30 protein-coding genes are annotated in these 20,549 nt (G+C 56.7%); all 30 read left to right on the top strand.

The features are described from left to right. The first annotated feature begins 40 nt into the window (after window positions 1-40). The 30 genes from rpoC (at window position 41) to rpsK (ending at window position 20,540) form a co-directional block, all read left to right on the top strand. Window positions 41-4,240: a DNA-directed RNA polymerase subunit beta' gene (gene rpoC / locus PVV54_RS23925; RefSeq protein WP_274907571.1), complete on the top strand. Its 4,200-nt coding sequence runs from the start codon at window positions 41-43 to the stop codon at window positions 4,238-4,240. Window positions 4,241-4,451: 211 nt separating this feature from the next. Further along, window positions 4,452-4,823 (top strand): 30S ribosomal protein S12, encoded by a 372-nt coding sequence (gene rpsL, locus PVV54_RS23920; protein ID WP_003255492.1) that lies wholly within the window; start codon window positions 4,452-4,454, stop codon window positions 4,821-4,823. Window positions 4,824-4,929: 106 nt separating this feature from the next. After that, window positions 4,930-5,400 (top strand): 30S ribosomal protein S7, encoded by a 471-nt coding sequence (gene rpsG / locus PVV54_RS23915; protein ID WP_003246741.1) that lies wholly within the window; start codon window positions 4,930-4,932, stop codon window positions 5,398-5,400. Between the two features lie 30 nt (window positions 5,401-5,430). Next, complete coding sequence (fusA, locus tag PVV54_RS23910) at window positions 5,431-7,578, top strand: elongation factor G (RefSeq protein ID WP_274907570.1); 2,148 nt, start codon at window positions 5,431-5,433, stop codon at window positions 7,576-7,578. A gap of 27 nt (window positions 7,579-7,605) precedes the next feature. Next, a complete protein-coding gene (gene tuf, locus PVV54_RS23905) occupies window positions 7,606-8,799 on the top strand; it encodes an elongation factor Tu (protein WP_010951775.1) in 1,194 nt (397 codons plus the stop codon). 141 nt (window positions 8,800-8,940) lie between these two features. Further along, a complete protein-coding gene (rpsJ, locus tag PVV54_RS23900) occupies window positions 8,941-9,252 on the top strand; it encodes a 30S ribosomal protein S10 (protein ID WP_003186070.1) in 312 nt (103 codons plus the stop codon). Window positions 9,253-9,332: 80 nt separating this feature from the next. After that, the gene (rplC, locus tag PVV54_RS23895; protein ID WP_003257089.1) at window positions 9,333-9,968 is read left to right on the top strand and encodes a 50S ribosomal protein L3; all 636 of its coding nucleotides are present in this window, start codon (window positions 9,333-9,335) and stop codon (window positions 9,966-9,968) included. A gap of 12 nt (window positions 9,969-9,980) precedes the next feature. Continuing rightward, window positions 9,981-10,583 carry a 50S ribosomal protein L4 gene (gene rplD, locus PVV54_RS23890; RefSeq protein ID WP_003255485.1) on the top strand — a complete coding sequence of 201 codons (603 nt, stop codon included), beginning with the start codon at window positions 9,981-9,983 and terminating at the stop codon, window positions 10,581-10,583. Beyond that, on the top strand, window positions 10,580-10,879 hold the full coding sequence (gene rplW / locus PVV54_RS23885) for a 50S ribosomal protein L23 (RefSeq protein WP_003255484.1): 300 nt from the start codon (window positions 10,580-10,582) through the stop codon (window positions 10,877-10,879). Before rplD ends, rplW begins: the two co-directional genes overlap by 4 nt. A 14-nt stretch (window positions 10,880-10,893) precedes the next feature. Then, the gene (rplB, locus tag PVV54_RS23880; RefSeq protein WP_015268750.1) at window positions 10,894-11,718 is read left to right on the top strand and encodes a 50S ribosomal protein L2; all 825 of its coding nucleotides are present in this window, start codon (window positions 10,894-10,896) and stop codon (window positions 11,716-11,718) included. 16 nt (window positions 11,719-11,734) lie between these two features. After that, window positions 11,735-12,010 carry a 30S ribosomal protein S19 gene (rpsS, locus tag PVV54_RS23875; RefSeq protein ID WP_003255482.1) on the top strand — a complete coding sequence of 92 codons (276 nt, stop codon included), beginning with the start codon at window positions 11,735-11,737 and terminating at the stop codon, window positions 12,008-12,010. 11 nt (window positions 12,011-12,021) lie between these two features. Further along, a complete protein-coding gene (rplV, locus tag PVV54_RS23870) occupies window positions 12,022-12,354 on the top strand; it encodes a 50S ribosomal protein L22 (protein WP_003103908.1) in 333 nt (110 codons plus the stop codon). 13 nt (window positions 12,355-12,367) lie between these two features. Continuing rightward, entirely contained in the window at window positions 12,368-13,054 is a 687-nt protein-coding gene (rpsC, locus tag PVV54_RS23865; protein WP_003255481.1) for a 30S ribosomal protein S3, read from the top strand. A 12-nt stretch (window positions 13,055-13,066) separates the two neighbouring features. After that, window positions 13,067-13,480 carry a 50S ribosomal protein L16 gene (rplP, locus tag PVV54_RS23860; protein WP_003255479.1) on the top strand — a complete coding sequence of 138 codons (414 nt, stop codon included), beginning with the start codon at window positions 13,067-13,069 and terminating at the stop codon, window positions 13,478-13,480. Further along, window positions 13,480-13,671: a 50S ribosomal protein L29 gene (rpmC, locus tag PVV54_RS23855; protein WP_002555481.1), complete on the top strand. Its 192-nt coding sequence runs from the start codon at window positions 13,480-13,482 to the stop codon at window positions 13,669-13,671. The genes rplP and rpmC overlap by 1 nt, the downstream gene beginning before the upstream one ends. A 2-nt stretch (window positions 13,672-13,673) precedes the next feature. Next, on the top strand, window positions 13,674-13,940 hold the full coding sequence (gene rpsQ / locus PVV54_RS23850; RefSeq protein ID WP_008089812.1) for a 30S ribosomal protein S17: 267 nt from the start codon (window positions 13,674-13,676) through the stop codon (window positions 13,938-13,940). Between the two features lie 23 nt (window positions 13,941-13,963). Then, window positions 13,964-14,332, top strand: coding sequence for a 50S ribosomal protein L14 (gene rplN / locus PVV54_RS23845; protein ID WP_008089810.1), 369 nt, complete (start codon window positions 13,964-13,966; stop codon window positions 14,330-14,332). Between the two features lie 11 nt (window positions 14,333-14,343). Further along, on the top strand, window positions 14,344-14,658 hold the full coding sequence (rplX, locus tag PVV54_RS23840; RefSeq protein ID WP_003255476.1) for a 50S ribosomal protein L24: 315 nt from the start codon (window positions 14,344-14,346) through the stop codon (window positions 14,656-14,658). A 20-nt stretch (window positions 14,659-14,678) separates the two neighbouring features. Beyond that, window positions 14,679-15,218, top strand: coding sequence for a 50S ribosomal protein L5 (rplE, locus tag PVV54_RS23835; protein ID WP_012316517.1), 540 nt, complete (start codon window positions 14,679-14,681; stop codon window positions 15,216-15,218). 13 nt (window positions 15,219-15,231) lie between these two features. Next, complete coding sequence (gene rpsN, locus PVV54_RS23830) at window positions 15,232-15,537, top strand: 30S ribosomal protein S14 (RefSeq protein ID WP_012316516.1); 306 nt, start codon at window positions 15,232-15,234, stop codon at window positions 15,535-15,537. Window positions 15,538-15,746: 209 nt separating this feature from the next. Continuing rightward, on the top strand, window positions 15,747-16,139 hold the full coding sequence (gene rpsH / locus PVV54_RS23825) for a 30S ribosomal protein S8 (RefSeq protein ID WP_008089805.1): 393 nt from the start codon (window positions 15,747-15,749) through the stop codon (window positions 16,137-16,139). Window positions 16,140-16,151: 12 nt separating this feature from the next. Beyond that, window positions 16,152-16,685 (top strand): 50S ribosomal protein L6, encoded by a 534-nt coding sequence (rplF, locus tag PVV54_RS23820; RefSeq protein ID WP_009681972.1) that lies wholly within the window; start codon window positions 16,152-16,154, stop codon window positions 16,683-16,685. 10 nt (window positions 16,686-16,695) lie between these two features. Then, window positions 16,696-17,046, top strand: coding sequence for a 50S ribosomal protein L18 (rplR, locus tag PVV54_RS23815; protein ID WP_008089801.1), 351 nt, complete (start codon window positions 16,696-16,698; stop codon window positions 17,044-17,046). 3 nt (window positions 17,047-17,049) lie between these two features. After that, complete coding sequence (gene rpsE / locus PVV54_RS23810; RefSeq protein WP_003255465.1) at window positions 17,050-17,550, top strand: 30S ribosomal protein S5; 501 nt, start codon at window positions 17,050-17,052, stop codon at window positions 17,548-17,550. Window positions 17,551-17,552: 2 nt separating this feature from the next. After that, the gene (gene rpmD, locus PVV54_RS23805) at window positions 17,553-17,729 is read left to right on the top strand and encodes a 50S ribosomal protein L30 (RefSeq protein WP_003255463.1); all 177 of its coding nucleotides are present in this window, start codon (window positions 17,553-17,555) and stop codon (window positions 17,727-17,729) included. Between the two features lie 3 nt (window positions 17,730-17,732). Continuing rightward, window positions 17,733-18,167, top strand: a complete 435-nt coding sequence (gene rplO / locus PVV54_RS23800) for a 50S ribosomal protein L15 (RefSeq protein WP_003255461.1) — start codon at window positions 17,733-17,735, stop codon at window positions 18,165-18,167. Further along, entirely contained in the window at window positions 18,168-19,499 is a 1,332-nt protein-coding gene (gene secY / locus PVV54_RS23795) for a preprotein translocase subunit SecY (protein WP_003257108.1), read from the top strand. A 28-nt stretch (window positions 19,500-19,527) separates the two neighbouring features. Continuing rightward, on the top strand, window positions 19,528-19,644 hold the full coding sequence (rpmJ, locus tag PVV54_RS23790; protein WP_002555468.1) for a 50S ribosomal protein L36: 117 nt from the start codon (window positions 19,528-19,530) through the stop codon (window positions 19,642-19,644). A gap of 131 nt (window positions 19,645-19,775) precedes the next feature. After that, complete coding sequence (gene rpsM / locus PVV54_RS23785; protein WP_003255457.1) at window positions 19,776-20,132, top strand: 30S ribosomal protein S13; 357 nt, start codon at window positions 19,776-19,778, stop codon at window positions 20,130-20,132. A gap of 18 nt (window positions 20,133-20,150) precedes the next feature. Continuing rightward, window positions 20,151-20,540, top strand: a complete 390-nt coding sequence (rpsK, locus tag PVV54_RS23780; protein ID WP_003255454.1) for a 30S ribosomal protein S11 — start codon at window positions 20,151-20,153, stop codon at window positions 20,538-20,540. The last annotated feature ends 9 nt before the right edge of the window (window positions 20,541-20,549 follow it).

Here is a 20,549-nt window from a genome sequence, read left to right as displayed (position 1 = left end):
CAGGTAATGCCCGCTCCCTGCTCCGCCAGGAGGAAAGGCCTTGAAAGACCTACTGAATTTGCTGAAAAACCAGGGTCAAGTCGAAGAGTTCGACGCCATCCGCATCGGTCTGGCGTCGCCTGAAATGATCCGTTCGTGGTCGTTCGGTGAAGTTAAGAAGCCGGAAACCATCAACTACCGTACGTTCAAGCCTGAGCGTGACGGCCTGTTCTGCGCCAAAATCTTTGGCCCAGTCAAGGACTATGAGTGCCTGTGCGGCAAGTACAAGCGCCTCAAGCACCGCGGCGTAATCTGCGAGAAGTGCGGCGTTGAAGTTGCCTTGGCCAAGGTTCGTCGTGAGCGTATGGCTCACATCGAGTTGGCCTCGCCAGTTGCCCACATCTGGTTCCTGAAGTCGCTGCCGTCCCGTATCGGCCTGCTGATGGACATGACCCTGCGTGACATCGAGCGCGTGCTCTACTTCGAGAGCTACGTCGTTATCGATCCGGGCATGACCACTCTTGAAAAAGGTCAACTGCTGAACGACGAGCAGTACTTCGAGGCGCTGGAAGAGTTCGGTGACGATTTCGACGCCCGTATGGGTGCTGAGGCTGTCCGCGAACTGCTGCACGCTATCGATCTGGAGCACGAGATCGGTCGCCTGCGTGAAGAAATTCCGCAGACCAACTCGGAAACCAAGATCAAGAAGCTGTCCAAGCGCCTGAAGCTGATGGAAGCTTTCCAGGGCTCGGGCAACCTGCCTGAGTGGATGGTTCTGACCGTCCTGCCAGTATTGCCGCCGGACCTGCGTCCGCTGGTTCCACTGGATGGTGGCCGCTTCGCGACCTCCGACCTGAACGACCTGTATCGTCGGGTGATCAACCGTAACAACCGTCTGAAGCGCCTGCTCGATCTGTCGGCGCCGGACATCATCGTGCGCAACGAAAAGCGCATGCTGCAGGAAGCGGTTGACGCCCTGCTGGACAACGGCCGTCGCGGTCGCGCCATCACTGGCTCGAACAAGCGCCCGCTGAAGTCGCTGGCTGACATGATCAAAGGTAAGCAAGGTCGCTTCCGTCAGAACTTGCTCGGTAAGCGCGTGGACTACTCCGGCCGTTCGGTAATTACCGTAGGCCCGACCCTGCGTCTGCACCAGTGCGGTCTGCCGAAGAAGATGGCTCTCGAGCTGTTCAAGCCGTTCATTTTCGGCAAGCTGGAAATGCGTGGTCTGGCGACCACCATTAAGGCTGCCAAGAAGATGGTCGAGCGCGAGCTGCCAGAGGTTTGGGACGTTCTCGCTGAAGTGATTCGCGAACACCCCGTACTGCTCAACCGTGCACCGACCCTGCACCGTCTGGGTATCCAGGCCTTTGAGCCGGTTCTGATCGAAGGTAAGGCTATTCAGCTGCACCCGCTGGTCTGTGCCGCGTACAACGCCGACTTCGACGGTGACCAGATGGCCGTTCACGTGCCGCTCACGCTGGAAGCCCAGCTTGAAGCGCGCGCGCTGATGATGTCGACCAACAACATTCTGTCGCCAGCCAACGGTGAGCCAATCATCGTTCCGTCGCAGGACGTTGTATTGGGTCTGTACTACATGACCCGCGAAGCCATTAACGCCAAGGGCGAAGGTCGCGTGTTCGCTGACCTGCAGGAAGTCGACCGCGTATTCCGCGCTGGCGAAGCCGCCCTGCACGCGAAAATCAAGGTTCGTATCAACGAAACCGTGAAAGATCGCGATGGTAGCGTCACCAAGAACACCCGCATCGTCGACACCACTGTCGGCCGTGCATTGCTGTTCCAAGTTGTGCCGGCAGGTCTGCCGTACGACGTGGTCAACCAGCCGATGAAGAAGAAGGCGATCTCCAAACTGATCAACCAGTGCTACCGCGTGGTTGGTCTGAAAGAGACCGTTATCTTCGCTGACCAGTTGATGTACACCGGTTTCGCTTATTCCACCATCTCTGGCGTGTCCATTGGTGTGAACGACTTTGTCATCCCTGATGAGAAAGCGCGCATCATCAACAGCGCTACCGATGAAGTGAAAGAGATCGAAAGTCAGTACGCCTCCGGCCTGGTAACCCAGGGCGAGAAGTACAACAAGGTCATCGACTTGTGGTCCAAGGCGAACGACGAAGTGTCCAAGGCGATGATGGCCAACCTCTCGAAAGAGAAGGTCATCGACCGTGAAGGCAAGGAAGTCGACCAAGAGTCCTTCAACTCGATGTACATGATGGCTGACTCGGGTGCGCGGGGTTCCGCAGCCCAGATCCGTCAGCTGGCCGGTATGCGTGGTCTGATGGCCAAGCCGGACGGTTCCATCATCGAGACGCCGATCACCGCGAACTTCCGTGAGGGTCTGAGCGTACTTCAGTACTTCATCTCGACTCACGGTGCTCGTAAGGGTCTGGCGGATACCGCATTGAAGACTGCGAACTCCGGTTACCTGACTCGTCGTCTGGTAGACGTTGCGCAGGATCTGGTTGTTACCGAGATCGACTGCGGCACCGACCAAGGCCTGCTGATGACCCCGCACATCGAAGGCGGTGACGTTGTAGAGCCATTGGGTGAGCGTGTACTGGGCCGTGTCATCGCCCGCGACGTGTTCAAGCCAGGCACCGAGGACGTCATCGTTCCGGCCGGTACCCTGGTGGACGAGCAGTGGGTCGAATTCATCGAGCTGAACAGCATCGACGAAGTGATTGTGCGTTCGCCGATCAACTGCGAAACCCGCTACGGCATCTGCGCCAAGTGCTACGGTCGTGACCTGGCTCGCGGTCATCAGGTGAACATCGGTGAGGCTGTCGGCGTTATCGCTGCCCAGTCGATCGGTGAGCCGGGTACCCAGCTGACCATGCGTACGTTCCACATCGGTGGTGCTGCAAGCCGTACTTCGGCTGCCGACAGCGTCCAGGTGAAGAACGGCGGTATGGTGCGTCTGCACAACCTGAAGCAAGTTGAGCGTGCCGACGGTAACCTGGTTGCCGTATCCCGTTCCGGCGAGTTGGCCATTGCCGACGAATTCGGTCGTGAGCGTGAGCGCTACAAGCTGCCTTACGGTGCGGTGATTTCGGTCAAGGAAGGTGAGAAGGTCGAAGCTGGCGCAATCGTCGCCAAGTGGGACCCGCACACCCACCCGATCGTTACCGAGCTGAAAGGTACCGTGACCTTCGTGGGCATGGAAGAAAACATCACCATCAAGCGTCAGACCGACGAACTCACTGGTCTGACCAACATTGAAGTCCTGGACGTCAAGGATCGCCCTGCCGCTGGCAAGGAAATCCGTCCGGCCATCAAGATGGTCGATGCTGCTGGCAAGGATCTGTACCTGCCGGGTACCGACGTACCTGCCCAGTACTTCCTTCCGGCTAACGCCCTCGTCGGTGTGGCTGACGGCGCTCAGATCGGTGTTGGTGACGTTATCGCGCGTATCCCGCAAGAAACGTCGAAGACCCGTGACATCACCGGTGGTCTGCCACGCGTTGCCGACCTGTTCGAAGCGCGTCGCCCGAAAGAAGCCTCGATTCTGGCTGAAGTCAGCGGCACCATCGCATTCGGTAAAGAGACCAAGGGCAAACGTCGCCTGGTAATCACCCCGACCGACGGTAGCGATCCGTACGAAGAGCTGATTCCGAAGTGGCGTCACCTGAACGTCTTCGAAGGTGAGCAGGTAAACCGCGGCGAAGTTATCTCCGACGGCCCGAGCGATCCGCACGACATCCTGCGTCTGCTGGGTGTGAGTGCGCTGGCGAAGTACATCGTCAACGAAATCCAGGACGTTTACCGTCTGCAAGGCGTGAAGATCAACGACAAGCACATCGAGACCATCCTGCGTCAGATGCTGCGTAAGGTCGAGATCTCCGAGTCGGGCGATTCCAGCTTCATCAAGGGCGACCAGATGGAACTGACTCAGGTACTGGTTGAGAACGAGCGTCTCGCCGGCGAAGACAAGTTCATCTCCAAGTTCACCCGTGTGCTGCTGGGTATCACCAAGGCTTCGCTGTCGACCGAGTCGTTCATCTCCGCGGCTTCCTTCCAGGAAACTACCCGCGTACTGACCGAAGCGGCCGTAACCGGCAAGCGCGATTACCTGCGCGGCCTGAAAGAGAACGTGGTCGTGGGTCGTCTGATCCCGGCTGGTACTGGTCTGGCTTACCACAGCGAGCGCAAGCGTCGCCGTGATGCCGACAAACCGCTGCGCGTGAGTGCCAGTGAGGTGGAAGCCGCACTGACCGAAGCGCTGAATTCCAGCGGTAACTAAGTACAGGGCAGGGCCCCGGCTAGCCTCGAACGGGCATCGGCGACATAAAATGTTGCCGATGATCGGGCGAGGAGGGCCGGGGCCTTGTCTTGACTGGGTGCAAGATCCTCTTTAGACTTTTGTACCCTTAAATTTGGTGAGGCTCCGTCTCGCCAATTTTTGGCTTTCTTGCAAGACAATAGAGTCGCAAGACAATCAGTGGAGCTAGTAGATGGCAACTATCAACCAGCTGGTACGTCAGCCGCGTAAGCGTTCGGTCGAGAAGTCCGACGTTCCTGCGCTGCAGAACTGCCCGCAACGTCGTGGCGTGTGCACCCGTGTGTACACCACCACGCCGAAAAAACCTAACTCGGCACTGCGTAAAGTATGCCGTGTGCGTCTGACCAACGGTTTCGAGGTTTCCTCGTACATCGGTGGTGAAGGCCACAACCTGCAGGAGCACAGCGTCGTCCTGATCCGTGGCGGCCGTGTAAAAGACTTGCCAGGTGTTCGTTACCACACCGTTCGCGGCTCTCTGGATACTTCGGGCGTTAAAGGCCGTAACCAGGGTCGTTCGAAATACGGTACCAAGCGTCCGAAGTAATCGGCCGTTTGCAGACATCCATTTTTTTGAGTCGATAAGAGTAAGGTCGGGCAGGGGTCGAAGACCCACGTCCCGGGCTAACCTGAAGACCGTTTGAGGGCTTATCATGCCAAGACGTCGTGTAGCAGCAAAACGTGAGATTCTGGACGATCCTAAATACGGATCCCAAATCCTCGCCAAGTTCATGAACCACGTGATGGAAAGCGGCAAGAAGGCCGTAGCCGAGCGCATCGTTTACGGTGCCCTGGATACTGTCAAAGCACGCAAGAACAGCGACCCCCTGGAAATCTTCGAGAAAGCTCTCGACGCCATCGCTCCGCTGGTCGAAGTAAAGTCCCGTCGTGTCGGCGGTGCCACTTACCAGGTTCCGGTTGAAGTTCGTCCATCCCGTCGTAACGCTCTGGCAATGCGCTGGCTCGTAGACTACGCCCGCAAGCGCGGCGAGAAGTCGATGGCCCTGCGCCTGGCCGGTGAACTGCTGGATGCTGCCGAAGGCAAAGGTGCTGCAGTCAAGAAGCGTGAAGACGTTCACCGTATGGCTGAAGCCAACAAAGCGTTCTCGCACTACCGCTTCTAATTCAAGCATCAATCATTTTGCGAGGGCTTTATGGCTCGTACTACAGCAATTAACCGCTACCGTAACATTGGTATCTGTGCCCACGTTGACGCGGGCAAGACCACCACTACCGAGCGGATCCTGTTCTACACAGGTCTGAGCCACAAGATGGGCGAGGTGCATGATGGCGCCGCGACCACCGACTGGATGGTGCAGGAGCAGGAGCGGGGTATCACCATTACCTCCGCTGCCGTTACTACCTTCTGGAAGGGTTCCCGTGGTCAGTACGACAACTACCGCGTAAACGTTATCGATACCCCCGGCCACGTTGACTTCACCATTGAAGTAGAGCGTTCGCTGCGTGTACTCGACGGCGCGGTCGTTGTGTTCTGCGGTACCTCCGGCGTTGAGCCGCAGTCCGAAACCGTATGGCGTCAGGCCAACAAGTACGGCGTTCCACGTGTTGTTTACGTGAACAAGATGGACCGTGCCGGTGCCAACTTCCTGCGCGTTGTTGGTCAGATCAAGAACCGTCTGGGTCACACCCCGGTTCCGGTCCAGCTGGCCATCGGTGCAGAGGATGACTTCCAGGGTCAGGTTGACCTGATCAAGATGAAAGCCATCTACTGGAACGACGACGACAAAGGCACCACCTACCGCGAGGAAGAAATTCCTGCGGACATGCTTGAGCTGGCCGAAGAGTGGCGCTCGAACATGGTGGAAGCTGCTGCCGAAGCCAACGAAGAGCTGATGAACAAGTACCTTGAAGAAGGTGACCTGTCCGTCGAAGACATCAAGGCTGGTCTGCGCGCCCGTACCCTGGCGAGCGAGATCGTTCCTGCTGTCTGCGGTTCCTCGTTCAAGAACAAGGGCGTTCCCCTGGTTCTCGATGCCGTCATTGATTTCCTGCCTGCGCCAACCGAGATCCCTGCGATCAAGGGTATTCACCCTGATCTGATCGACGTGCCGAAGGATGAAGTCCAGCCGGAACAGTACGACGAGCGTCCTGCTGACGACAACGAGCCGTTCTCGGCGCTGGCGTTCAAGATTGCCACTGACCCGTTCGTGGGTACTCTGACCTTCGTTCGCGTTTACTCGGGCTTCCTGACCTCCGGTGACTCCGTCATCAACTCGGTCAAGGGCAAGAAAGAGCGCGTTGGTCGTATGGTGCAGATGCACGCTAACCAGCGTGAAGAGATCAAAGAAGTACGCGCTGGTGACATCGCTGCTTTGATCGGCATGAAGGACGTCACCACTGGTGACACCCTGTGCAACGCCGACAAGCCGATCATCCTTGAGCGTATGGACTTCCCGGAGCCTGTAATCTCGCTCTCCGTCGAGCCGAAAACCAAGGCTGACCAGGAGAAGATGGGTATCGCACTGGGCAAGCTGGCTCAGGAAGACCCGTCGTTCCGCGTCAAGACCGACGAAGAAACCGGTCAGACCATCATCTCCGGTATGGGTGAGCTGCACCTGGACATCCTCGTTGACCGCATGAAGCGCGAGTTCAACGTCGAGTGCAACGTCGGCAAGCCGCAGGTTTCGTACCGCGAGAAGATCACCAAGTCCAACGTCGAGATCGAAGGCAAGTTCGTTCGTCAGTCGGGTGGTCGTGGTCAGTTCGGTCACTGCTGGATCCGTTTCTCGGAACCGGACGTGGACGAGAAAGGCAACATCACCGAAGGTCTGGTGTTCACCAACGAAGTCGTTGGTGGTGTGATTCCTAAGGAATTCATCGCCCCGATCCAGAAGGGTATCGAAGAGCAGATGAAAAACGGCGTTGTTGCCGGTTATCCGCTGCTCGGCCTGAAGGCTACGGTATTCGACGGTTCGTACCACGACGTCGACTCCAACGAAATGGCGTTCAAAATCGCTGCTTCGATGGCGACCAAGCAACTGGCCCAGAAGGGCGGTGGCGTGGTGCTTGAGCCGATCATGAAGGTCGAAGTTGTAACCCCGGAAGACTACCTGGGTGACGTGATGGGTGACCTGAGCCGTCGTCGCGGGATGATCCAGGGTAATGAAGACTCGGTGTCCGGCAAGGTAATCACTGCTGAGGTACCGCTCGGAGAGATGTTCGGTTACGCGACCGACGTTCGTTCCATGTCTCAGGGTCGCGCAAGCTACTCCATGGAATTCTCCAAATACGCCGAAGCTCCGTCGAACATCGTCGAAGCACTCGTTAAAAAACAAGGCTAATCCCCTTTAGGCAAGAGGTTCACTGTCGTGGCTAAAGAAAAATTTGATCGTTCCCTTCCCCACGTTAACGTCGGCACTATCGGCCACGTTGACCACGGTAAGACCACTCTGACCGCAGCTCTGACTCGCGTCTGCTCCGAAGTTTTCGGTTCGGCAGTCGTTGAGTTCGACAAGATCGACTCGGCTCCGGAAGAAAAAGCGCGCGGTATCACCATCAACACCGCTCACGTCGAGTACAACTCGAACATTCGTCACTACGCTCACGTTGACTGCCCAGGTCACGCTGACTACGTGAAGAACATGATCACCGGTGCTGCCCAGATGGACGGCGCGATCCTGGTTTGCTCGGCCGCCGATGGTCCGATGCCACAAACCCGTGAGCACATCCTGCTGTCCCGTCAGGTTGGCGTTCCGTACATCGTGGTCTTCCTGAACAAGGCTGACCTGGTAGACGACGCTGAGCTGCTGGAACTGGTCGAGATGGAAGTTCGCGACCTGCTGTCCACCTACGACTTCCCAGGCGACGACACCCCGATCATCATCGGTTCGGCTCGTATGGCGCTGGAAGGCAAAGACGACAACGAAATGGGTACTACCGCTGTTAAGAAGCTGGTAGAAACTCTGGATGCCTACATCCCTGAGCCAGTTCGTGCTATCGACCAGCCATTCCTGATGCCGATCGAAGACGTATTCTCGATCTCGGGTCGTGGTACCGTTGTTACCGGTCGTATCGAGCGTGGTATCGTTCGCGTACAAGACCCGCTGGAAATCGTTGGTCTGCGTGACACCACCACCACCACCTGCACCGGTGTTGAGATGTTCCGCAAGCTGCTGGACGAAGGTCGTGCTGGCGAGAACTGCGGCGTTCTGCTGCGTGGTACCAAGCGTGACGACGTTGAGCGTGGTCAGGTTCTGGTCAAGCCAGGTTCGGTCAAGCCGCACACCAAGTTCACCGCAGAAGTTTACGTTCTGTCGAAAGAAGAAGGCGGTCGTCACACTCCGTTCTTCAAAGGCTACCGTCCTCAGTTCTACTTCCGTACCACTGACGTGACCGGTAACTGCGAACTGCCGGAAGGCGTTGAAATGGTAATGCCAGGTGACAACATTCAGATGACTGTTACCCTGATCAAGACCATCGCAATGGAAGACGGTCTGCGCTTCGCTATCCGTGAAGGCGGTCGTACCGTCGGCGCCGGCGTTGTGGCCAAAATCATCGAGTAATCACTCGACCGATTGAAAAAACCCCCGCTCAGCGGGGGTTTTTTTTATTGGGTTGACACTAAATGGGGGCGTCTATAGAATCACGCCTCCTTTTAGCGGGCGTAGTGCGTCCGTTGGGAACAGCCTGGAGTCTGAAATCCAATGCAAAATCAGCAAATCCGTATCAGGTTGAAGGCTTTCGACCATCGCCTGATCGACCAATCCACCCAGGAAATCGTGGAAACCGCGAAACGTACTGGTGCACAAGTGCGTGGTCCAATTCCACTGCCTACCCGCAAAGAGCGTTTCACCGTTCTGGTCTCTCCGCACGTCAACAAAGACGCGCGTGACCAGTACGAGATTCGCACTCATAAGCGTGTTCTGGACATCGTCCAGCCAACGGATAAAACCGTTGATGCGCTGATGAAGCTTGATCTGGCGGCAGGTGTGGAAGTACAGATCAGCCTCGGCTAAGACTTCGGTCTGGTCGTGTAACGCTCTGAAATGGGCGGCCATAGCGGGTGAAAGCCCCGTACACTCATGAGGTTTACAACATGACTATTGGTGTAATCGGTCGCAAGTGCGGTATGACCCGCATTTTCACCGAAGAAGGTGTCTCCATTCCGGTCACGGTCATCGAGATCGAGCCGAATCGTGTCACCCAGTTCAAAACTGAAGAAACCGATGGCTACCGTGCAGTGCAAGTCACTGTCGGCGAGCGTCGTGCTTCGCGTGTGACTGCCGCTCAGGCAGGTCACTTCGCCAAGGCTAACGTTGCCGCTGGTCGCGGTGTTTGGGAGTTCCGTCTTGAAGAAGGCGATTTCCAGGCTGGCGATCTGATCAAAGCTGAACTCTTCACTGCAGGCCAGCTGGTAGACGTTACTGGTCAGTCCAAAGGTAAAGGCTTCGCCGGTACCATCAAGCGCTGGAACTTCCGTGGCCAGGACAACACTCACGGTAACTCCGTGTCGCACCGTGTCCCAGGTTCCATCGGCCAGTGCCAGACTCCTGGTCGTGTGTTCAAGGGCAAGAAAATGTCCGGTCACATGGGCGCCGAGCGCGTGACTGTTCAGTCCCTGGAAGTAGTTCGCGTGGACGCTGAACGCAACCTGCTGCTGGTCAAGGGTGCCGTTCCTGGCGCTACTGGCGGCGACGTGGTTGTACGTCCAGCTGTCAAGGCTCGCGGTTAAGGGGAAACTGACATGCAACTTAATGTAAATGACGCTCAGGCGATCGAAGTTTCCGAACTGACCTTCGGTGGCGAATTCAACGAGACGCTGGTACACCAAGCAGTCGTGGCCTACATGGCCGGCGGCCGTCAGGGCACCAAGCAGCAGAAGACCCGTTCCGACGTGGCTGGTGGCGGTAAGCGCCCATGGCGTCAGAAGGGTACTGGCCGTGCTCGTGCTGGTACCACTCGTGGTCCGATCTGGCGTGGCGGTGGTGTAACCTTCGCAGCTCGTCCTCAAGATCACTCGCAGAAGCTCAACAAGAAGATGTATCGCGCAGCCCTGCGCTCCATCCTCGCTGAGCTGGTGCGTAGCGACCGTCTGGTCGTGGTTCAGGACTTCGCTGTTGAAGCTCCGAAAACCAAAGACCTGCTGAACAAGCTGAACGGCATGGGTCTGAGCGACGTACTGATCGTTTCGGACGCTGTTGATCAGAACCTGTACCTGGCTGCTCGCAACCTGCCGCACGTCGATGTACGTGACGTCCAGGGTTCCGACCCGGTCAGTCTGATCGCATACGAGAAAGTGTTGATCACTGTCTCGGCCGTGAAGAAATTCGAGGAGCTGCTGGGATGAACCAGGAACGCGTATTTAAAGTCCTCCTTGGCCCGCACGTTTCCGAGAAGGCTACCGTTCTGGCTGAGAAAAAAGGCCAGTTCGTATTCAAGGTTGCTACCGATGCAACCAAGCTGGAAATCAAGAAAGCTGTCGAAGGCCTGTTCAACGTAAAAGTTGAAAACGTGTCGACTGTTAACGTTCTGGGTAAAACCAAGCGTACCGCACGTGGTCTGGGCAAGCGTAATGACTGGAAGAAGGCGATCGTCTCCCTTCAGCCAGGCCAAGATCTCGATTTCAGCAGCAGTGCTGAGTAAGGAAGGGGTGCATCATGGCAATCGTTAAATGCAAACCGACTTCCCCTGGCCGCCGTTTCGTGGTCAAGGTGGTCAACCAGGAGCTGCACAAAGGCGCTCCTCACGCACCGCTGATCGAGAAAAAATCGAAGTCTGGTGGTCGTAACAACAATGGCCGTATTACCACTCGTCACGTTGGTGGTGGTCACAAGCAGCATTACCGTCTGGTCGACTTCCGTCGCAACGACAAAGATGGCATCCCAGCCACTGTCGAGCGTATCGAATACGATCCAAACCGTACTGCTCACATCGCCCTGCTGTGCTACGCAGACGGTGAGCGTCGCTACATCATCGCCCCTAAAGGCGTGAGCGCTGGCGACCAGCTGATCGCAGGTGCACTGGCCCCAATCAAGGCCGGTAACTCCCTGCAGCTGCGCAACATTCCAGTGGGTAGCACCATTCACGGCATCGAACTGAAGCCGGGTAAAGGTGCACAGATCGCTCGTTCCGCTGGTGCTTCGGCTCAGCTGATCGCTCGCGAAGGTGTCTACGTGACCCTGCGTCTGCGCTCTGGTGAAATGCGTAAAGTCCTGGCTGAGTGCCGTGCGACCCTGGGCGAAGTCTCGAACTCCGAGCACAGCCTGCGTTCGCTGGGTAAAGCTGGTGCCAAACGCTGGCGCGGCGTTCGCCCAACCGTTCGTGGTGTTGCCATGAACCCGGTTGACCACCCACACGGTGGTGGTGAAGGTCGTACCTCCGGTGGTCGTCATCCGGTATCGCCATGGGGCTTCCCAACCAAGGGTGCTAAAACCCGTGGTAATAAGCGTACCGACAACATGATCGTCCGTCGTCGCAAGTAACTAGAGGGATACGACAGTGCCACGTTCTCTGAAAAAAGGTCCTTTTATCGATCTTCACCTGCTGAAGAAGGTCGAAGTGGCGGTGGAGAAGAACGATCGCAAGCCAGTTAAAACCTGGTCGCGCCGTTCGATGATCCTGCCACAAATGGTCGGTCTGACCATCGCGGTACACAACGGTCGCCAACACGTCCCAGTTCTCGTGAACGAAGACATGGTCGGCCACAAACTGGGCGAGTTCGCCGGTACCCGCACCTACCGCGGGCACGTGGCTGACAAGAAAGCCAAGCGTTAAGGGGTAAGGAAATGGAAGTAGCCGCTAAGTTGTCGGGCGCTCGCATCTCCGCCCAGAAAGCCCGCTTGGTCGCCGACCAGATCCGCGGGAAGAAGGTGGGCGAAGCGCTCAACCTGTTGGCCTTCAGCAGCAAAAAAGCCGCTGAAATCATGAAGAAAGTCCTCGAGTCGGCCGTAGCCAACGCCGAACACAACGAAGGCGCAGACGTTGATGACCTGAAGGTCTCCACCGTTTTCGTCAACGAAGGGCGTTCGCTGAAGCGCATCATGCCACGTGCCAAAGGCCGTGCTGATCGCATCGTCAAGCGGTCTTGCCATATCACTGTCAAGGTTGCGGACAAGTAACGGAGTCGATCAGATGGGTCAGAAAGTACATCCCACTGGCATTCGCCTGGGAATCGTCAAGGAGCACACCTCCGTCTGGTATGCAGACGGTGCTACTTACGCAGATTACCTGTTGAAGGATCTGAAAACGCGTGAGTACCTCCAAGACAAACTAAAAAGCGCGTCCGTAAGCCGTATCGATATTCATCGTCCGGCTCAAACTGCACGCATCACCATCCACACCGCTCGTCCCGGTATCGTTATCGGTAAGAAAGGTGAAGATGTCGAGAAGCTGCGTCAGGACCTGACCAAGCAGATGGGTGTGCCTGTGCACATCAACATCGAAGAGATCCGCAAGCCGGAACTCGACGCTATGCTGGTTGCGCAGAGCGTAGCTCAGCAGCTGGAGCGCCGCGTAATGTTCCGTCGCGCCATGAAACGCGCCGTACAGAACGCCATGCGTATTGGTGCCAAGGGCATCAAGATCCAGGTGAGCGGTCGTCTCGGCGGTGCTGAGATTGCTCGTACCGAGTGGTATCGCGAAGGTCGTGTGCCTCTGCACACCCTGCGTGCCGATATCGACTACAACACCTACGAAGCTCACACCACTTACGGTGTGATCGGTGTGAAGGTTTGGATCTTCAAAGGCGAAGTTATTGGTGGTCGCCAAGAAGAACTGAAACCACAAGCACCAGCGCCTCGTAAAAAAGCTGCTAAGTAAGGGGTACGCCAAATGTTGCAACCAAAGCGTACAAAATTCCGCAAGCAGATGACCGGCCACAACCGTGGTCTGGCACTGCGCGGTAGCAAAGTCAGCTTCGGCGAATTCGCCCTGAAGGCTGTTGCTCGCGGTCGCCTCACCGCTCGCCAGATCGAGTCCGCACGTCGTGCGCTGACCCGTCACGTTAAACGTGGCGGTAAGATCTGGATCCGTGTGTTCCCGGACAAGCCGATCTCCAAGAAGCCTCTCGAGGTTCGTATGGGTAAAGGTAAGGGTTCCGTGGAGTACTGGGTTGCCCAGATCCAGCCAGGCAAAGTCCTGTACGAGATCGAGGGTGTTTCTGAAGAGCTGGCGCGCGAAGCTTTCGCCCTGGCTGCTGCAAAGCTGCCTCTCGCCACCTCCTTTGTTAAGCGGACGGTGATGTGATGAAAGCGAATGAACTTCGTGAAAAATCTGCACAGCAACTGAATGAGCAACTGCTCGGCTTGCTGCGCGACCAGTTCAATCTGCGTATGCAGAAAGCAACTGGCCAGTTGGGTCAGTCGCACCTGCTCTCGCAAGTTAAGCGCGACATCGCTCGCGTGAAAACTGTGCTCAACCAGCAGGCAGGTAAGTGATCATGGCTGAAGCTGAAAAAACCGTCCGTACGCTGACTGGCCGTGTCGTCAGCGACAAAATGGACAAGACCATCACCGTTCTGATCGAGCGTCGCGTTAAGCACCCGATCTACGGTAAATACGTTAAGCGTTCGACTAAGCTGCACGCGCACGACGAATCCAACCAGTGCAAAATCGGCGACAAGGTTTCCATTCGTGAAACCCGTCCGCTGGCCAAGACCAAGTCCTGGGCACTGGTTGAAGTCCTCGAACGCGCTGTTGAAGTCTAAGGGCTAGGGGTCGGAGAAATTTTATGATTCAGACTCAATCCATGCTCGATGTGGCCGATAACAGCGGCGCTCGTCGCGTCATGTGCATCAAGGTGCTCGGCGGTTCGCACCGCCGTTACGCCGGCATCGGTGACATCATCAAAGTAACCGTAAAGGAAGCAATTCCGCGCGGTAAGGTCAAAAAAGGCCAGGTGATGACCGCTGTTGTCGTCCGTACCCGTCACGGTGTACGTCGCGCTGACGGTTCCATCATTCGTTTCGACGGCAACGCTGCTGTTCTGCTGAACACCAAGCAAGAGCCGATCGGCACTCGCATCTTCGGGCCAGTGACCCGTGAACTTCGTACTGAGAAGTTCATGAAGATCGTCTCGCTCGCCCCTGAAGTGCTGTAAGGAGATCCGACATGCAAAAGATTCGTCGTGACGACGAGATCATCGTGATCGCCGGCAAAGACAAAGGTAAGCGCGGTAAGGTGCTGAAGGTTCTGGCTGATGACCGTCTGGTCATCGGTGGTGTGAACCTGGTCAAGCGTCATACCAAGCCTAACCCGATGGCGGGCGTTCAGGGCGGTATCGTCGAAAAAGAAGCGCCTCTGCACGCTTCCAACGTTGCCATCTTCAACGGCGAAACCAACAAGGCTGACCGCGTTGGTTTCAAAGTAGAAGACGGTAAGAAAATTCGTGTCTTCAAGTCGACCCAAAAAGCGGTTGATGCTTGAACACTGCTAGGTAGAAGACCATGGCACGACTGAAAGAGATTTACCGGAACGAAATCGCTCCTAAGCTTAAGGAAGAACTTAAGCTGTCGAACGTGATGGAAGTTCCGCGCGTTACCAAGATCACCCTGAACATGGGTCTGGGCGAAGCGATCGGCGACAAGAAAGTCATCGAGCACGCTGTTGCCGACCTGGAAAAGATCACCGGTCAAAAGCCGGTTGTGACTTTCGCTCGTAAATCCATTGCGGGCTTCAAAGTCCGTGAAGGATGGCCGATCGGTGTCAAGGTGACCCTGCGTCGCGAAAAAATGTACGAATTCCTGGACCGCCTGCTGGCGATCTCCCTGCCTCGGGTTCGCGACTTCCGCGGCCTGAATGCCAAGTCCTTCGATGGCCGTGGCAACTACAGCATGGGCGTGAAAGAGCAGATCATCTTCCCGGAAATCGATTACGACAAGATCGATGCTCTGCGCGGTTTGGACATCACCCTGACCACCACTGCTCGTTCGGATGACGAAGGCCGCGCTCTGCTGCGTGCATTCAAATTCCCGTTCCGCAACTGATTGGAGTAGGAAAATGGCCAAGAAGAGCATGAAAAACCGCGAGCTGAAGCGTCAGCTCACGGTAGCCAAGTTCGCCAAAAAGCGTGCTGAGCTGAAAGCGACCATCGTCAACCTGAACGCCTCTCCAGAAGAGCGTTTCGCTGCCGTTGTCGCTCTGCAGAAGCAGCCACGTGATGCCAGCGCTGCTCGCCTGCGCAACCGTTGCCGCCTGACCGGTCGTCCTCACGGTGTATACCGTAAGTTCGGCCTGGGCCGTAACATGCTGCGTCAAGCTGCAATGCGCGGTGACGTACCAGGTCTGGTCAAAGCCTCCTGGTAATCGCTGCAGGTGTGATCCCGGCGGAAGGGGAGCAATCTTCCGACCGTCGGTGACCTCGCCAAGAAACAAGCCCCCTCGTGGGGCTTGTTTCGTTTCTGGCTTGTGTCTAGAATGACCGGCTCACCCGAGCCTGGGTTTTTTGCCCTGCTCGTTCGGGTGGTTGTGATAGCCGCAAGGCTAATAATTCTTGTATCAGGAGCATCTAGCCCATGAGTATGCAGGACCCGTTAGCGGACATGCTAACTCGCATCCGTAATGCCCAGATGGCTGAAAAGTCCGTCGTAAGCATGCCTTCCTCCACCCTGAAGGTCGCGGTTGCCAAAGTTCTGAAAGACGAAGGTTACATCGCTGGCTACCAGGTAACTGGTGAGGCCAAGCCTTCTCTGTCGATTGAACTGAAGTACTTCGAAGGCCGTCCGGTCATCGAGGAACTGAAGCGCTCCAGCCGTCCAGGCCTGCGCCAGTACAAGTCCGTCACAGATCTGCCGAAAGTACGTGGCGGCCTGGGCGTGTCTATCGTCTCCACCAACAAAGGTGTGATGACTGACCGCGCTGCGCGCGCTGCCGGTGTCGGCGGCGAAGTTCTGTGCACAGTGTTCTAAGGGGAGATAGGCATGTCTCGCGTCGCTAAGAACCCCGTTAAGCTGCCAGCTGGCGTCGAAGTTAAATTCGCCGGCCAACAGCTTTCGGTTAAGGGTGCCAAAGGCACTCTCGAACTGAACGTTCACTCGTCTGTTGAAGTTACCGAAGAGTCTGGCGAGCTGCGCTTTGTCGCTCGCAACGGTGACCAGCAAGCTCGCGCCATGGCCGGTACCACCCGCGCTCTGGTGAACAACATGGTCCAAGGCGTAAGCCAAGGCTTCGAGCGTAAGCTCCAGCTGGTCGGTGTTGGTTACAAGGCACAGGCTAAAGGCACCGTCCTGAACCTGGCTCTGGGCTTCTCGCACCCAGTGGACTACGAACTGCCAGCCGGTATCACCGCTGAAACTCCTAGCCAAACCGACATCCTGATCAAGGGTATCGATAAGCAGCTGGTAGGTCAGGTGGCCGCTGAAATCCGCGATTTCCGTCCGCCAGAGCCTTACAAAGGCAAGGGTGTGCGTTACGCGGACGAAGTAGTCCGTCGTAAAGAAGCCAAGAAGAAGTAGGGCCTAGCAAATGACCGACAAAAAAGTTACTCGACTGCGTCGCGCTCGCAAAGCACGTCTCAAGATGCACGAACTCGAAGTCGTGCGCCTGTGCGTGTTCCGCTCCTCGCAGCACATCTACGCCCAGGTCATTTCGGCCGACGGCAGCAAGGTTCTGGCAAGCGCCTCGACCTTGGACAAAGACCTGCGTGATGGCGCCACTGGCAACATCGACGCGGCCACTAAGGTTGGCAAGCTGGTAGCTGAGCGTGCGAAAGCCGCCGGTGTATCTCAAGTTGCCTTTGACCGTTCCGGCTTCAAGTACCATGGCCGCGTCAAAGCGCTGGCTGATGCTGCTCGTGAAGGCGGGCTGGAGTTCTAAGTTATGGCAAATAACGATCAAAAGCGCGACGAAGGCTACATCGAGAAGCTGGTTCAGGTTAACCGCGTAGCCAAAACCGTTAAAGGCGGCCGTATCTTCACCTTCACCGCGCTGACCGTGGTGGGTGATGGCAAGGGTCGCGTTGGTTTCGGCCGTGGCAAATCGCGCGAAGTACCTGCCGCGATCCAGAAAGCCATGGAAGCTGCTCGTCGCAACATGATCCAGGTTGACCTGAAGGGCACCACCCTGCAGTACGCCACCAAGGCTGCCCACGGCGCCTCGAAGGTTTACATGCAGCCTGCTTCGGAAGGTACCGGTATCATTGCCGGCGGCGCCATGCGTGCTGTCCTGGAAGTTGCTGGTGTTCAGAACGTCCTGGCCAAGTGCTACGGTTCGACCAACCCAGTGAACGTGGTTTACGCCACCTTCAAGGGTCTGAAAGCCATGCAATCTCCTGAGTCCATTGCTGCCAAGCGCGGCAAGAGCGTTGAGGAGATCTTCTGATCATGGCAACCGTAAAAGTAACGCTGATCAAGAGCGTCTCGGGCCGTCTGCCTAACCACAAACTGTGCGTTAAAGGCTTGGGTCTGCGTCGTATCGGTCACACTGTAGAAGTCCAGGATACTCCCGAGAACCGCGGGATGATCAACAAGGCTTACTACATGCTGAAGGTCGAGGGTTAATCGATGAAACTCAATGATCTGAGTCCAGCGCCGGGTTCCCGTCGCGAGAAGCATCGTCCAGGTCGTGGTATCGGTAGCGGTCTGGGTAAGACTGGCGGCCGTGGCCACAAAGGTCAGACCTCCCGTTCGGGCGGTTCGATCGCTCCAGGCTTCGAAGGCGGTCAACAGCCGCTGCACCGTCGTCTGCCGAAGTTCGGCTTCGTTTCCCTGAAGGCCATGGACCGCGCTGAAGTGCGTCTGTCCGAGCTGGCTAAAGTGGAAGGCGACGTGATCTCCGTGCAGTCCCTGAAGGATGCCAACGTGATCAACCAGCACATTCAGCGTGTGAAAATCATGCTGTCTGGCGAAGTTACTCGCGCAGTCACCATCAAGGGCATCGCAGCCACCAAGGGTGCGCGTGCGGCTATCGAAGCAGCTGGCGGCAAGTTCGAGGAATAAATGGCTAAGCAAGGTGCTCTCTCTTCGCTCGGTAAGGGCGGGATGTCGGAACTCTGGGCTCGTCTGCGCTTTCTGTTCATGGCGATCATCGTCTATCGGATTGGCGCGCACATCCCGGTACCAGGCATCAACCCTGACCGTCTCGCGGATCTGTTCCGGCAGAATGAGGGGACCATTCTTAGCTTGTTCAACATGTTTTCCGGCGGTGCGCTGGAGCGCATGAGTATTTTTGCACTGGGGATCATGCCGTACATTTCGGCGTCGATCATCATGCAGCTCATGACCGCTGTCAGCCCACAGCTGGAGCAGTTGAAGAAGGAAGGTGAAGCTGGCCGTCGCAAGATCAGCCAGTACACCCGCTACGGCACCGTTATCCTGGCGCTGGTTCAAGCCATTGGCATGTCCATTGGCCTGGCCAACCAGGGCGTGGCGTTTTCTGTAGGTCTGGGCTTCCATGTCGTCGCCGTCTCCACCTTTGTGGCTGGCGCGATGTTCATGATGTGGCTGGGCGAACAGATCACCGAGCGCGGTGTGGGCAACGGTATCTCGATGTTGATCTTCGCAGGTATCGTTGCCGGTCTTCCGAGAGCAATCGGGCAGTCTTTCGAGTCTGCACGCACAGGCGATATCAACATTTTCGCCCTGGTCGCAATCGGTTTGCTGGCAGTAGCGATTATCGGTTTCGTGGTGTTCATTGAGCGTGGTCAGCGTCGTATCGCTGTTCATTACGCCAAGCGTCAGCAAGGCCGCAAGGTCTTCGCCGCGCAGACCAGCCACTTGCCGTTGAAAGTGAACATGGCGGGCGTAATCCCGGCCATTTTCGCGAGCAGCATTCTGCTGTTCCCGGCTTCGCTGGGTGCCTGGTTCGGTCAGTCTGAAGGTATGGGCTGGCTGCAGGACATCTCGCAGTCGATCGCTCCTGGTCAGCCGTTGAACATTCTGCTGTTTAGTGCAGGGATCATTTTCTTCTGCTTCTTCTACACAGCGTTGATGTTCAACCCGAAAGACGTAGCGGAAAACCTGAAGAAGTCCGGTGCCTTTATTCCGGGTATCCGTCCTGGTGAGCAGTCGGCGCGCTACATTGATGGCGTTCTGACCCGTTTGACCATGTTCGGTGCTCTTTACATGATGGCCGTCTGCCTTCTGCCCCAGTTCCTGGTGGTGGCAGCAAATGTGCCGTTCTACCTTGGCGGGACCTCGTTGCTGATTGTGGTAGTGGTTGTGATGGACTTCATGTCCCAAGTACAATCGCACCTCGTTTCGCACCAGTACGAATCCCTGATGAAGAAAGCCAACCTGAAAGGCTACGGTGGCAGCGGTCTGCTGCGCTGATACGCCCCTAAGGTTCGAGGAGTCGGTAATGAAAGTTCGTGCATCGGTGAAAAAGCTGTGCCGTAACTGCAAGATCATCCGTCGCGAAGGCGTCGTACGAGTGATCTGCAGCGCGGAACCGCGTCACAAACAGCGCCAAGGCTGAGTGTGATCTGCGCTTCAAACCCAGCAGCTAGTGTGCTGCTGGGTTGATTATTCGTTTCTACAGCGATATTATCTCGCGCCCTATTTCTTGGCTTCCGGGGCGTAGGTAGCTGTCAATTGGAGTCCCACTGAATGGCCCGTATTGCAGGCGTCAACATTCCAGATAACAAGCATACTGTTATCTCGCTGACCTACATCTATGGTGTCGGTCGCACAACTGCACAGAAGATCTGTGCAGACGCTGGTGTAAACCCAGCCGCTAAGATCAAGGATCTGAGCGACGAGCAAATCGAAACCCTGCGTGGCGAAGTTGCGAAGTTCACCACCGAAGGTGACCTGCGTCGTGACATCAACATGAAGATCAAACGCTTGATGGACCTGGGTTGCTACCGCGGCCTGCGTCATCGTAAAGGTCTGCCGGTTCGCGGTCAGCGCACCAAGACCAACGCACGCACCCGTAAGGGCCCGCGTAAGCCGATCCGCAAGTAATCGCCCAGGAATATAGACATGGCAAAACCTGCTGCTCGTCCTCGTAAGAAAGTCAAAAAGACAGTGGTTGATGGCATCGCCCACATCCATGCGTCTTTCAACAACACCATCGTGACCATCACCGACCGTCAGGGCAATGCTTTGTCCTGGGCGACCTCCGGTGGTTCGGGTTTCCGTGGTTCGCGCAAATCCACCCCGTTCGCAGCTCAGATCGCTGCTGAGCGTGCTGGTCAAGCTGCGCTGGAATACGGTCTGAAAAACCTCGACGTTAACGTCAAGGGTCCAGGTCCAGGTCGTGAGTCCGCCGTTCGTGCATTGAACAGCTGTGGCTACAAGATCGCCAGCATCACCGACGTGACGCCAATCCCGCACAACGGGTGCCGTCCGCCGAAGAAGCGCCGCGTGTAATCAGGAGAC

Origin of the sequence: Pseudomonas sp. PSKL.D1 (assembly GCF_028898945.1) — a bacterium.
GTDB lineage: Bacteria > Pseudomonadota > Gammaproteobacteria > Pseudomonadales > Pseudomonadaceae > Aquipseudomonas.
The sequence above is the reverse complement of the archived record's forward strand: the minus strand, read 5'-3'. Positions and strand labels throughout refer to the sequence as shown.

Bases quoted from the DNA above. Each gene is read 5' to 3' on its own strand.
- rpsL (WP_003255492.1), top strand. From the start codon at position 4,452: ATGGCAACTATCAACCAGCTGGTACGTCAGCCGCGTAAGCGTTCGGTC.
- rpsG (WP_003246741.1), top strand. From the start codon at position 4,930: ATGCCAAGACGTCGTGTAGCAGCAAAACGTGAGATTCTGGACGATCCT.
- fusA (WP_274907570.1), top strand. From the start codon at position 5,431: ATGGCTCGTACTACAGCAATTAACCGCTACCGTAACATTGGTATCTGT.
- rpsJ (WP_003186070.1), top strand. From the start codon at position 8,941: ATGCAAAATCAGCAAATCCGTATCAGGTTGAAGGCTTTCGACCATCGC.
- rplC (WP_003257089.1), top strand. From the start codon at position 9,333: ATGACTATTGGTGTAATCGGTCGCAAGTGCGGTATGACCCGCATTTTC.
- rplD (WP_003255485.1), top strand. From the start codon at position 9,981: ATGCAACTTAATGTAAATGACGCTCAGGCGATCGAAGTTTCCGAACTG.
- rplW (WP_003255484.1), top strand. From the start codon at position 10,580: ATGAACCAGGAACGCGTATTTAAAGTCCTCCTTGGCCCGCACGTTTCC.
- rplB (WP_015268750.1), top strand. From the start codon at position 10,894: ATGGCAATCGTTAAATGCAAACCGACTTCCCCTGGCCGCCGTTTCGTG.
- rplV (WP_003103908.1), top strand. From the start codon at position 12,022: ATGGAAGTAGCCGCTAAGTTGTCGGGCGCTCGCATCTCCGCCCAGAAA.
- rpsC (WP_003255481.1), top strand. From the start codon at position 12,368: ATGGGTCAGAAAGTACATCCCACTGGCATTCGCCTGGGAATCGTCAAG.
- rplP (WP_003255479.1), top strand. From the start codon at position 13,067: ATGTTGCAACCAAAGCGTACAAAATTCCGCAAGCAGATGACCGGCCAC.
- rpmC (WP_002555481.1), top strand. From the start codon at position 13,480: ATGAAAGCGAATGAACTTCGTGAAAAATCTGCACAGCAACTGAATGAG.
- rpsQ (WP_008089812.1), top strand. From the start codon at position 13,674: ATGGCTGAAGCTGAAAAAACCGTCCGTACGCTGACTGGCCGTGTCGTC.
- rplN (WP_008089810.1), top strand. From the start codon at position 13,964: ATGATTCAGACTCAATCCATGCTCGATGTGGCCGATAACAGCGGCGCT.
- rplX (WP_003255476.1), top strand. From the start codon at position 14,344: ATGCAAAAGATTCGTCGTGACGACGAGATCATCGTGATCGCCGGCAAA.
- rplE (WP_012316517.1), top strand. From the start codon at position 14,679: ATGGCACGACTGAAAGAGATTTACCGGAACGAAATCGCTCCTAAGCTT.
- rpsN (WP_012316516.1), top strand. From the start codon at position 15,232: ATGGCCAAGAAGAGCATGAAAAACCGCGAGCTGAAGCGTCAGCTCACG.
- rpsH (WP_008089805.1), top strand. From the start codon at position 15,747: ATGAGTATGCAGGACCCGTTAGCGGACATGCTAACTCGCATCCGTAAT.
- rplF (WP_009681972.1), top strand. From the start codon at position 16,152: ATGTCTCGCGTCGCTAAGAACCCCGTTAAGCTGCCAGCTGGCGTCGAA.
- rplR (WP_008089801.1), top strand. From the start codon at position 16,696: ATGACCGACAAAAAAGTTACTCGACTGCGTCGCGCTCGCAAAGCACGT.
- rpsE (WP_003255465.1), top strand. From the start codon at position 17,050: ATGGCAAATAACGATCAAAAGCGCGACGAAGGCTACATCGAGAAGCTG.
- rpmD (WP_003255463.1), top strand. From the start codon at position 17,553: ATGGCAACCGTAAAAGTAACGCTGATCAAGAGCGTCTCGGGCCGTCTG.
- rplO (WP_003255461.1), top strand. From the start codon at position 17,733: ATGAAACTCAATGATCTGAGTCCAGCGCCGGGTTCCCGTCGCGAGAAG.
- secY (WP_003257108.1), top strand. From the start codon at position 18,168: ATGGCTAAGCAAGGTGCTCTCTCTTCGCTCGGTAAGGGCGGGATGTCG.
- rpmJ (WP_002555468.1), top strand. From the start codon at position 19,528: ATGAAAGTTCGTGCATCGGTGAAAAAGCTGTGCCGTAACTGCAAGATC.
- rpsM (WP_003255457.1), top strand. From the start codon at position 19,776: ATGGCCCGTATTGCAGGCGTCAACATTCCAGATAACAAGCATACTGTT.
- rpsK (WP_003255454.1), top strand. From the start codon at position 20,151: ATGGCAAAACCTGCTGCTCGTCCTCGTAAGAAAGTCAAAAAGACAGTG.